At 61.9% G+C, this 11,532-nt stretch carries 8 protein-coding genes; all 8 read left to right on the top strand.

Annotation, left to right across the window (positions count from 1 at the left end; all coding sequences use genetic code 11):
• Positions 1 to 15 precede the first annotated feature (15 nt).
• The 8 genes from AC4LGL_RS22940 (at position 16) to AC4LGL_RS22975 (ending at position 11,401) form a co-directional block, all read left to right on the top strand.
• Positions 16 to 600 (top strand): hypothetical protein, encoded by a 585-nt coding sequence (locus tag AC4LGL_RS22940; protein WP_491840787.1) that lies wholly within the window; start codon positions 16 to 18, stop codon positions 598 to 600.
• A 2-nt stretch (positions 601 to 602) separates the two neighbouring features.
• Positions 603 to 2,087: a type VII secretion integral membrane protein EccD gene (gene eccD, locus AC4LGL_RS22945; protein WP_491840788.1), complete on the top strand. Its 1,485-nt coding sequence runs from the start codon at positions 603 to 605 to the stop codon at positions 2,085 to 2,087.
• A 5-nt stretch (positions 2,088 to 2,092) separates the two neighbouring features.
• The gene (gene mycP, locus AC4LGL_RS22950; RefSeq protein WP_491840789.1) at positions 2,093 to 3,475 is read left to right on the top strand and encodes a type VII secretion-associated serine protease mycosin; all 1,383 of its coding nucleotides are present in this window, start codon (positions 2,093 to 2,095) and stop codon (positions 3,473 to 3,475) included.
• 50 nt (positions 3,476 to 3,525) lie between these two features.
• Positions 3,526 to 5,064: a type VII secretion EccE family protein gene (locus AC4LGL_RS22955; RefSeq protein WP_491840790.1), complete on the top strand. Its 1,539-nt coding sequence runs from the start codon at positions 3,526 to 3,528 to the stop codon at positions 5,062 to 5,064.
• Positions 5,065 to 5,090: 26 nt separating this feature from the next.
• A complete protein-coding gene (locus AC4LGL_RS22960) occupies positions 5,091 to 5,711 on the top strand; it encodes a hypothetical protein (protein WP_491840791.1) in 621 nt (206 codons plus the stop codon).
• A gap of 110 nt (positions 5,712 to 5,821) precedes the next feature.
• Positions 5,822 to 9,004: an FtsK/SpoIIIE domain-containing protein gene (locus AC4LGL_RS22965; protein WP_491840792.1), complete on the top strand. Its 3,183-nt coding sequence runs from the start codon at positions 5,822 to 5,824 to the stop codon at positions 9,002 to 9,004.
• A gap of 730 nt (positions 9,005 to 9,734) precedes the next feature.
• Positions 9,735 to 10,424, top strand: a complete 690-nt coding sequence (locus AC4LGL_RS22970) for a hypothetical protein (protein WP_491840793.1) — start codon at positions 9,735 to 9,737, stop codon at positions 10,422 to 10,424.
• Positions 10,425 to 10,426: 2 nt separating this feature from the next.
• On the top strand, positions 10,427 to 11,401 hold the full coding sequence (locus AC4LGL_RS22975; protein ID WP_491840794.1) for a nucleotidyl transferase AbiEii/AbiGii toxin family protein: 975 nt from the start codon (positions 10,427 to 10,429) through the stop codon (positions 11,399 to 11,401).
• Positions 11,402 to 11,532 lie beyond the last annotated feature (131 nt).

Raw genomic sequence — 11,532 nt, forward strand, 5'->3', positions numbered from 1 at the left:
CCAAAGGGAGCGAAGATGGACATCGAAGCGTATATGCACGAAGTGCGTGACCGACTGGGTGGCGCTGCCGGCCGACGGGACCAGATTCGATCGGCCACCCTAGGGCCACTGGGTCCGATACAAGACCGGATCACCGTCGCCACAGAGAAACTGCGCAACGTCCGGGAGGACGTCAAGACGCAGAAGAAACACGCCTTCAAACAACTCGCCGACGAATCCAGACAGCGCCGTGCCGATGCTTCAGAACAGGCAGCCAAGATCTTGGCAGACGCGGACGCCAAGGCAAAAGAACTGCGCCGCAACGCCAAAGAACACAATGAGAACGAACGTTTGCGTGTGCAACAGCAATACAATGGGCTTCTACACGATCAGACCAGCGAGCTCGAAGAGGAAATCGCATCCCTGCGCGAACAGGAGTCCGCAGCATTGACCGAGCTTGATGACGATCTCGCCGGCGCCGACAGCGAGTACCGGGACGAGTACGACAAAGTGCTCGCCGAACGGATCATCACTCGAAAAGCGCTCGAAAAAATGGGATTTGAGGCGCCACCGGTCAGGCGCAAACCCAACCACACCAGTGCCGAACAGGAAGCCCACTGACAGTGTCAACAACCCTCAACGATGAAGACAGAGTGAACGTGTCAGTGACCATCCCACGTCACTCCATCGACATGACATTGCCGTTGCACACGACAGTCTCGGCAATCATGTCCGACTTAGTCACGAACTATCGCGACGCTCTGAACAAGACCGGCCGCGAAACCAACTTCTTTGCCGAACGCACAGTGGCCTGGCACTTAGAGCGCTTCGGCGGACAGGCGATTCCGGCCGACGGGACTCTCAACGACGCCGGAATACGTTCCGGCGACCGGATATACCTCCACAAAGGTAACCCCACGGAGGTCTACCCAGAGCTGATCGACGACCACGCCGAGTTCATCGCCAAACTGCAGACATCCCAGTTCGCGGCCTGGTCGGAACGCTACTCTCGGCCCCTGTCCACAGTCGTACTGCTGGTATGCGCCGCCTTGGCCGTGACAGGCCTGGTTACCTACGTCGCCCACAACCCCCACATGCCGGCATTAGCTCGATACAGCATCGTCGGGGGCCTGGCCGCCGTGGCCGCGCTGGTTTTTGCAATCACCTTCGTCTGCGACTACGGCGACGATCCCCAAACGGCATCAGTGCCGCGCTGGGGCTTCTGGCTGGGATACGGACTGATCGCCGGCGCCGCAGCGACGGCGATCCCGCGAGCACTATCGATCTACACGATCATCTTGGCTTCCGTGGTGCTGGCCACGCTTTCAGTGATCATCTATGCGGCAACAAAACGCTACCCACTCGTGCACGTAACCGTCGCTTCCGCAGCGATACTGGCGGCAGTGGCACCGCTGCTGTCATGCGCCTACACCTGGCCACACATGGTCATCGCAGCCCAATCCATGGCACTGGGGCTGCTGGCGTTGGCGTTCTCATCCCAAATCGCGCTGGGCCTGGCAAAGATCAACCTGCCCTACATCGCAGCCAACGGTGAGTCCTACATCAAGAACCTCAAAGGTGACGTATCCAAGCTTCCGCTGATGACCAGCAAGGACGAAACCCTCGACTCGATCTTCCATCAGAAAGAGCGGGTCGCCGCGTCGCGCTACGCGATCTTGGCGGTCACCATCGGATTCTGCATGGTCATCGCCGGATCGGCCTTCTTCGTCGGCCTATATCCACACGGATCATGGTGGCTCACAGCTATTTTCGTCGTGCTGGTGGCCACTGCACTGATGTTCCGCGGTCTGTGCAGCGGCGACGCGCTGCTGCAAACCGCCTACTGGATCGCTGCGACAGCCACGGCCATCGCCTTTCTGGCAGGCTCAGTGACCGCTGCCGGCCTGCACCTCAACGTGGCCATCATCCTCGCGGCACTGACCCTGACGGCTGCTCTAGCCGTCATAGTCTCAATCCGCCAGGTATCGCTGAACAGCAACAGCACCAAGCGCGCAATCGACATCTTCGAATGGTGGGTGTACTTCACGCCCTATGTCATCCTCGGATACTCGTTCATGGGCCTGTTCAGCATCTTCCGGGCCTGGTGACGGACGTGAGAAAACTACTCGCCGCCGCCACTGCGGTACTGGTGGCACTCGCACTGTGCGCACCTGGGCTGGCCGAAGCGACCACCCCCTGGTCTTTCGACCCCACCGCCGACATCGCCCCACCCGACACCGAACCCGCGCCGGTGTACCCGATGAAGCAAACTCACGAATGCGGGCAGTCGGCAATCCTGGAAAACTCCCAGTTCGAGACCATCCCAGCCCAAGAGGCGTTCAACACCACTCAGCTGCACACCTTCGCCCGCGGCGACGGGCAGACCGTCGCTGTCATCGACTCCGGAGTGCAACGCGTCACCCGAATTCCTAACCTGATTCCAGGAGGGGACTACGTCGGAACGACCGACGGCCTGCAAGACTGCGACCACCACGGCACCCTCGTCGCCGGAATCATCGCCGGCCAACCCTCGGTCAACGACGGGTTCGTGGGCATCGCTCCCGGAGCCACGATCCTGTCAATACGGCAAACCTCAGGCCAATACGCCGTGGACAACACACCTGAGACCCAAAACCTCACACCCGCGGACAAGAGCGCGGCCAACCTGCTCACCCTGGCCAAAGCGATCGTCCACGCAGCCAACCTCGGGGCCACCGTCATAAACATGTCGCTGACAGCCTGCGTGGACGCCGGTCACCTCCCAGACCTGCGCACCTTGGCTGGCGCACTCTACTACGCGGCCGTGGTCAAAAACGTGGTCATCGTCGCGGCCGCCGGAAACACCGGAGGCAGCACCTGCAAACCAAACCCCGAATACAACCCGAACGAGCCAGCCGACCCACGCAACTGGACACAAGCCCAATCAGTATCAATACCATCGTATTTCGACGCATTCGTGCTCTCAGTGGGCGGAACCAACCTCACCGGCGATCCCTATGCCAACTCCATGCCAGGACCCTGGGTTGGCGTCGCGGCTCCTGCCGCCGAGATCGCGTCCCTCGACCCCACCGAGCCGCAACCCGGAGCGCTGGTCAACGCTCTAGTCCAAGACGGCAACCCAGTCCCGATCAACGGCACTAGCTACGCAGCGGCCTACGTGTCCGGTCTGGCAGCGCTCATCCGTGAGCTGCACCCGCAACTGACCGCCAACCAGGTCATCGCCCGGATCAAACGCACAGCCCACAGCCCAGCGAACACCATCACCAACATCTTGGGTACAGGAATTGCTGACCCGGTCGCAGCCCTAACCAACAAGCTCGACCCAGGTCCGATCGTCGCGGCCGGCATCCCGCCCAAAGCGGCCGAACCCTACGCGCTCCCACCGGCGCCGGACACCCTGGCCCGCACGGTAGCTATCGCCGCGATCGCCGTGGCCGCTGTCGTACTGGCCGCGGCCTACATCGTCGGACTGGCCCGCCGCAAGAAAGCGAAATAGCAATGCACTTCGGACTCACAACGCCCACCGTAGGCAAAGCGATCACCGTCATGGCCGCAGCGACAGCATTACACTTCGCACTCACCGCAACAACGCACTGGCCCTACACCGGCTACCTCACCGCTGCCGCAGCCCTCGCCTCGCTGGCAGCGCTCATCATCACCTACCGAGACCGGACCATCGGAGGCTGGCTCTCCCACCGGCGCAGCTGCACACAACGCATACCACGACTGACCCAGATCCTCTCCCACAACAACACCGCAATCCTGTGGGACCACACCACCGGCCACGCCACCATCCTCATCGAAGTCACCCCGAAACCCTTCTCCGCCAACATCCTCGACGAGAACGACGTGTGGTCATCGCCAACGCTCGACCTCGATCCGATCCGCCACGAACTGCGCCAATTCGACATCCAGCTGCACGACCTCACCTGTGTCACGATCGGCTACACCTACGCTCACCAAAACGACCTAGCCAAGGTCGCTTTCACCACCACCGGCCCGATCAACGCCATCGCCTACGGACGCACCTACCTACGCGTCACTCTGGACACAGCAACATCGGCGAACAGCATCGCCGCCCGCCAAATCGACACCTACTCAGACCCCCGAGCAACATTGGCATCCGGCATGGCCCGCGCCCTGCAGATCGCCTCCTCACGCGCACACAGAGCAATCGCCCTACAAGGCTTCGTCGCGCGAAAACTGTCCAAATCGCAAGCAGCGCAACTACACCGACACATCGTCGCACTACTCGGCGCGGATGCTATCGCAGAAGAGGGATTCACCCACGCCGGCAAAGGCGCCCCGCACCTGGTCGCATTCACCCCCACTGCACAATCCACCGATCGCACCCACGGTGACTGGCTACGAGCCACCACCGAAGTCTGCGTGAACATCACCAGGATGACCCCGGCCAGCCCCAGTACCGACCACATCGAACGGTTCTACTGCAACCGCGTAGAGCGCCTCGACACCGTCGACCTCGCCGAAGCTAGCGGTCTGCGCCGGGAATACGGCCAGCACGCGGCGATCGCGACCACCGCAGTGCCACTGGCAGTGCCCCCACCCGTCACCGCAGTCCCCAAAGCGACTGTGCCCGTTGACGCCGTCACCACCGCGCACACAACCCCCGGCGGCGTCGGCATCTACCTCGGTTACACGCTCGACGGCGCCAAGCGCGTATGGCTCGACACCACCGTCGCCTGCGACGAACCACTATGGATCGTCGGCTCACGCCAAGCAATAGAACTACTGCTAGTCAGGTCCGCCACGCTCGGCCTACGCGTCGACGTGCGCGCCCCCGAATTGGGGCCCATAGCTCGTGGGCTACGCCACGCGGGCATCAGCACGCACGAGCGCCCAGACATCACCATCACCTCCCTCGGCGACGAGCGCCACACAACCGCACCAGTGCGCATCGTGTGGACCGAATACATGATCGAACAGCGTCCTCGCTACCTCATCGACGCCAGTTCAACCCCAGGCATCTTGCACGTACGCACTGGAGATAACGATGTGAAAGTGCGGTGGGAGTTCAACTCCGCCGAGAAGGCGCTCTTGGCGCAAGCGTTCGCCCGCCGATGAATCGGCTCCTCGCCACACTCAACCCCTTGACGTTGGCACTACGGTTGGGCCGCGGCGCAGCCGCGCGACTGTTCGTCGTTCTGCGGTTCAAACTGCTCCTATCGGCTGCAATACCTTTCGCCGCAGCCCTAGTCGCATTGGCAGCGATATACACCATCACCGCCCCCCTTGACGCTGCGCGCCAGCTCGCGTCCTACCTTCGCGGCGGCGCACCCAACTTGCCGGCGCAACGCGCTGAGTGCCTCTCAGGCTCAACGGCTGTCGTCGATCGGCGCTACACCCCCGAAGCGCAGCGGATCATCGCCGAGATACCGCCGAACGCAACAATCATGCCCGCCTCGGCCTACCTGCTCTACCGGTGGAGTCACGTGCAGGAACTCTGGCAACCCTCCTGGCCAGAATGGGACGGCTATCTGCGTGACCACATGATCCGCCCCACAGCCTCTGACATCGAGATCGCTCAAAGTGTCGACCCCCAAACTGATTACACGCCCTACCTAGTCGCCGCGAGATCCACCGTCATCGATCTGGCCAGTAGCGGCCCCGTGGTCACCGACAAAAAGCAGGTGCAAGCACTTGCCGTGGAGGTCTACAACGATTGCCGTCGCCGCGACAATGAGGTAAAAGCCAAAGGCAGCTCCCCGTAGCGCCCCGACTTTGCCTGGTGATCGCAAGCGGACTCGAGGTGCAATCCAACACTTAGACTTGGGAAAGATCTGCCGCTATTGATGTGACATCACCCGAGACGGAGCGTTCTATGACCTCGGCATTGGATTCAGACAAAACGCGATACCTGGTTGTGAACAAGCAGGGAATTCTCACTGCACCACCACAATCGGAAGTTGCGGCCGTTGACGGGATGTCGCGTTCGGCCGCCGAAGCCTTCGCTCGGAGAATGGCCCGATACCGCGAGGCCAATCCTGGTGAAGCCATTATCGACACCGAAGCACTGTCGAAGAACAATCGCGACCTGCGTTTGTCCGAACTCCTAGGCATTGACGACCTGGATAACTTTTCACCAGAAGCGCTGTGGGAAAGACGCAGATTCGACCCGCGTATGGAGGTGCCACTGGGCACTCTGTACCGCGACGGCACACCAACCGGCACACCGTATATACGTGACCTGGGCTCCGGCAACTACGGCGGCGAAGGTGTCCACGGCGCATACCAGGGGCAGTCGGGATCCGGAAAATCGATCTGGCTGGAAAACTTCGTGCTGTCCACCTGCGCTTGGCATCCGCCGGACAAAGTCAACTTCATGATCATTGACTTCAAAGGCGAGGCATCATTTCTCGGGTTCCACACCATTCCACACATACGCGGAATGGTCAACGACACAGGCGATCCTGAGATCCTCGACCGCCTCGCGGCGACACTGCTCGGCGAAATCGAGCGACGCAAGCGATTGCTCGCTGCTGAGCAGCACCGTCTCGGCATCGGCTTGCCGGACGCAGGAAAATACCTGCAGTTCCGCGAAATGCCGAAATATCGCAACGAACTCAAGCCACTGCCCATCCTGATCGTGCTGATCGACGAAGCTTCGATCTTCAATGACCACTACGGCAGTGAATTCACCAAAGTGTTCACCTACATCGTCAAACAGGGCCGCTCCTGCGGTGTGTGGATTCAGTTGGCGTCACAGGAACTGCAGTTCCTGCAGAACCAGCCCGCGCTGTACGCGGAGATGAACTTCAAAAGCTCTCTGGTAGTCAACAGCCCCACTCTGTCCCGCATCGTCATCGGCGACGAGTCGGCCGAGGACAACGTCGTGAAGCAGCGCGTGAAGAACTACGTCAAAGGCGGACACATTTTCTGGAAGTTCTCCGGAAGTGACCCCGTTCATCTGCGTGCGGCCAACAACCTCGCCGAGTACCGCAAACCCGGTGCGCCAAAAGCCAGTACCGGACCAGCTCCGTCCGGTTCGCTGAGCGCCTTCACTCTTGCTAACGAATGGGACAGCGACGATGACACGTCATCGTCGGCACCAACACCTTCAAACACTGGGCCCGCCAACGATGGTCAGATCCGGACTGACAGGTCAGAAATCTCACTTCTCGTCAAGGGACTTTCGGTCCCGGTCGATGTCGATCTGCACGACATGTGGACGCCGCCGTTGCGCAAAACGGTAACTCTGCACCAGCTCAAGGCCTTCGGTGCATTGCAGCCGGCAAGCGGCCTGACCGACCTGATGTTCCCGCTCGGCGTTGTCGATCACCCCATGGATCACACTCAGTCGGTGCTGAGTACCGATTTCACCACCAACGCAGGCAGCGTGGTTGTCTCGGGCACCGCCAAGTCAGGGCGCACGGTTGCACTTACCACGATGATCGTCACCTCGGCGCTGCGCCACGCCCCACGGATGCTGTCCTGGGTGATCGTCGATCAAGGTGGTCGACTCGCGCTGACTCGTGATCTACCCAATGTTGCCGGATACGCTAACCGCGGCAACACTGACATGCGTGAACGCATCTTCTCGGAGATCCAACGCGTATTCACCCTGCGTTCAAGGCTCTTCGCAACGCACTCGCTAACCTCGACAGCAGAATACCTCCAATGGCGCGAGAAGAACCCCCAACCAGCCGACCCCTACGGCTATCTGTTCGTCGCGATCGACGGCTGGATCTCATTGCAAACCGAACTCAAGCAAGACCAAGCGACTCACGGATGGGTCACCGGTCTAGGCAGCCTCATCGAAGCCGGCCCCTCATTTGGCGTGCACTTCGCCATCACAACCGACAACTCCGCTATCGACCTTCCCCAGGTCGCCCAGAAAGCCGTCAGCCCGTTCTACCTGCGCGGCGCCGAACAACTACCGGACGCCGGCTCTGAAGCCAAAAAGATCCTCAAGGCCTACCCCGGCAGCCAGCCGGGACTCACCCTGTCCCCCCGCACACACAACGGATCCGGCAAACACGACGTTCTAAAGGCGCGTTTCGCCGTGCCGGTAACCCACGACATTCCAGAGCCCACCGTCGCGGAGATCGAACACCTAGAAGCCCGCGACTATAGCGACGACATCAGCGAGCTCTGCGCAGGAATCAGTCAGGCCGCCACACCAGACCAACGAATCCCCGTCCTCAAGCCTCTGCCTACTGACCTGCCATTCCAACAAATGTGGCCCGCATGGCGCCAGACCCAAATGCGCAAGACGCCACTGCCCGGCCGCCCACAACGCAACATCGAAATCCCACTGGGCCTCAACAATGTCGACATGACCATCGCCGGACTCCCATGGAATCCGCACCCAATGCTCTACTGCCCCCACTCACTCGTCCTAGGTCGCCCGCAGTCGGGGCGAACAACATTGCTACGCACGATCATCGCGGGCATTCTCGGATCGTTCGCGCCCCACGAAGCCAAGATCATCATCCTCGACGAGCGCGGGGGACTGGCTCGCGAACGCCGATTCCTCGAACGCGAGCACTATCTGGGTGCCTACGGCGACCGCGAAGACACCCAACGCATCCTCAACGCAGTGCTCAACGAAGCCAACCGTCGGGCCGAATCCGGCACAGACCTCGACGAAACCGTCGAAGAACAACAGACCTTCTTTGACGGACCCACACTGTTCGTCCTCGTCGACAACATCGACGGATACCGCGACAACCAAGGACCCTCACCAAAAGCAGCCAGCCTGCTCGCCGAGATCATCAGACTCAGAACCCGTGTCGACATCCGCGTCATCGCGACCGCAACCCACCGCGGATACAACGCCGATAGCGCGCGTACGGCGTCACCGATCGCCGCCCTCGACGAAGTGCGGGCGCACATCCTGTCCCTGGCCTGCGGCGACGACAGAATCAAGATCCGCGACGTCCGCACAGCGAACTTCCTGGTCCCCGGCCGCGGCTACCTGATCTCAGATCTGGTCCCCCCGGCCGCCAACGGTAGCCCCCCGGTGATCCAAGTAGCACACTTCAACGGCCTGAAACGCCCATAAACGTCGACGCAATCCGATGCAAACCCTGCAGCCATAAGGCTGGAACGGAGCTGATCGTCAGTGCAACAAGAAAACCCACCGGAAACCGCACAAGCACTTTCTTTCGAAGCCCTCGGGATCTCTCAAGACCTCCCGTTCGTCCCAGGCCCACTCGGAGGCGATGGCCCCCACCGGAGCCTGCAAGGCTACTTGCGTCCAAAGCAGTTGATCGCTGAAGGAGTCGCACCGCGACGTAATCCGGAGCATGGCGGGCTATTCCAGGTCAACGGATCCTAAAGTGGCGTGAAGCGCGGCAGTAAGTCGCGCGTCCCTGAGCCGGCTCCTTGTCGGGCCACCCGAGGCCGAGGGGAAAGACGGGTCGAGGAAGGACACGACCAACGGGGCTCGATGCCCTCCTTGCGCCGCCACGTGGCCCCACGGCACCTGTGCTGGCCGGTGGGCGCGCCCCACGCGGTAGCGCGACGGCCCGGGGCCGCGCGGAGAAGCTCTGCCTTGTCGAAGCCCGCCCGCCCCCGAGCGCCAGGATGTCGACGAAGTCCCGCCGGCGGGTGCTGGCGATGCCGCGGAATCCTGTGTCGGCGCGACCGAGCCACCCTTGTCCTTGGCTGAGGGGGCAGCTCGCCGCGGCTTGCCATTGCGTCGGAACTTGCATTTATGCAGTTCAAGGCCTATGCAGGTGCAAGAATCGGCAGATTCTCGTATCATCTTGCAGAGAAGGAGGTGAGTGTTGATGCCCACTAGCTACGATCGCCGCGGCGCGCAGAACGCCCGTCGATCCTTGCTGGATTCCCGTAACCAATTCTGGAAGACGACCGACATCAACGCACCAGCTTCGACTACGCAGCACCTGCTCGCTGAGCTGGTTCGTCAGGGTGAACTGCGACATATCCGCAAGGGCCTGTACTGGCGCGGAACCAAGACGCCGCTGGGCATGGCCCCGCCCTCGCCGGCGGCGCTGGCAGCGCAGCTGACCGGCCAAGCAGGTATCGGGCCGGCCGGGTTGTCGGCCGCTAACGCCCTGAGGCTGTCCACCCAAATTTCCCGCCGGGCCGAATACGCTGTGCCCGCCCGCCCGCCAACCGACGCCGAAACAGTGCGGTTCGTGGACCGTTCGGCTCGCCACGGCCGCGCTGACTACGAATTGAGCCAAACTGAGGTGGCGGCCCTGGAAGTGCTCGACGGATGGGACCGCGTCATCGAAACCGGACCACAGCAGGCCATGGACAGGTTGCGCGAGCTGATCAGCTCGGGCGGCATCAACGCCGCAAGGCTCGCTGATGCCAGTGGCACCGAGCCCCCCTCGGCGCGGGCGCGGCTGAGCCACCTTCTGCGTCATGCCGGGCTGGCGGAGCTAGCCGAGAAGGTTCCTACCGCCGATCCGCGCACCGAGGCGCGGGCGCTGGTGGGTCTGGCTACCTGACCGTGGCGTTGTGGCGCGGCGAAGATCCCGAGGTCTTCAGCGCGACAATCGCTGCCGCCGCGGAGCGCCTGGGCGTGCAGCCGCTAGCCGTGGAGAAGGACTACTGGATCTGCGAGGTGCTGCGCACGATCGTGGCCCGCCACGGGGAAGAGGTCGTGTTCAAGGGCGGAACCAGCTTGGAGAAGCTGCGCATCATCGAACGGTTCTCCGAAGACCTCGACCTCCTGGTGGTAGGTGAGTACCCGTCGAAGAACGCTGCCAAGAAGGCGCTCAAAGCCATGCTGGACACCGCGGCGTCCACCACCGGCGGCCTGTGCACTGGCCGGGAATCGGGCGGCCACCTCGGAACCTTGCACAGCCACGCTCATCTCACGCTGCCGATGGACTACACCGACAGCGCCGAGGGTCTTGCTGACCCGACAGCAGTTCTCATCGAGTTAGGCCAATCGGGCGGTCCCAAACCGTCACTGGATGCCACAGTAGAGTCACTGCTGTCCCGGGTGCTGCAGGGGTCGGTCGACGGCGAATGGGATGACCTGGAGCCGTTCGCAGTGACAGTCCTGCACCCGGGCCGCACCCTCATTGAGAAACTGTTGCGGGTCAACAACTTTGTAGTCGATCCCGCCCGCCGCGACACACCCCACGGGTTACCGCGGATCGGCCGACAGTTCTACGACATCTGGGCACTGCTAGGCCAGGACATGGTCACCGCATTGCTCGCCGACACCACGAGTATCGGCGACATCCTGTCGAGCGTGTACGAGGTATCGCAGCACTTCACCCCCGACCACCCGGTCCCCGCCGAGGGGTTCGCTGCCTCGGTGGCGTTCGATCCAGCTGGCGAGTTCGCGGCAGATCTGCGAAGGGAACACGACACAGCGATGGACACCCTCTATTACGGAACCAACCCGCCTGCATTCGACGACGTGATCAATCGGATACACGATTGCGCTGAGTTGCTCAATCCCAACAGATGAGCGGCGCCCCGTGCGCGACCTCGATGATGGTGACCACCTCAGCGAAACGGTGAATTCCTTTCCGAGCAATTGTCAATACCTGTGGATCGGGGTGTTTCAGGCGACCTCCGTTTCGGTGTGTTGATCGCCGT

Source organism: Mycolicibacterium arcueilense, assembly GCF_058536225.1.

What these genes read in the sequence shown, in the direction of transcription:
- AC4LGL_RS22940 (WP_491840787.1), top strand. Translation starts at nt 16, where the DNA reads ATGGACATCGAAGCGTATATGCACGAAGTGCGTGACCGACTGGGTGGC.
- AC4LGL_RS22955 (WP_491840790.1), top strand. Translation starts at nt 3,526, where the DNA reads ATGGCCGCAGCGACAGCATTACACTTCGCACTCACCGCAACAACGCAC.
- AC4LGL_RS22965 (WP_491840792.1), top strand. Translation starts at nt 5,822, where the DNA reads ATGACCTCGGCATTGGATTCAGACAAAACGCGATACCTGGTTGTGAAC.
- AC4LGL_RS22970 (WP_491840793.1), top strand. Translation starts at nt 9,735, where the DNA reads ATGCCCACTAGCTACGATCGCCGCGGCGCGCAGAACGCCCGTCGATCC.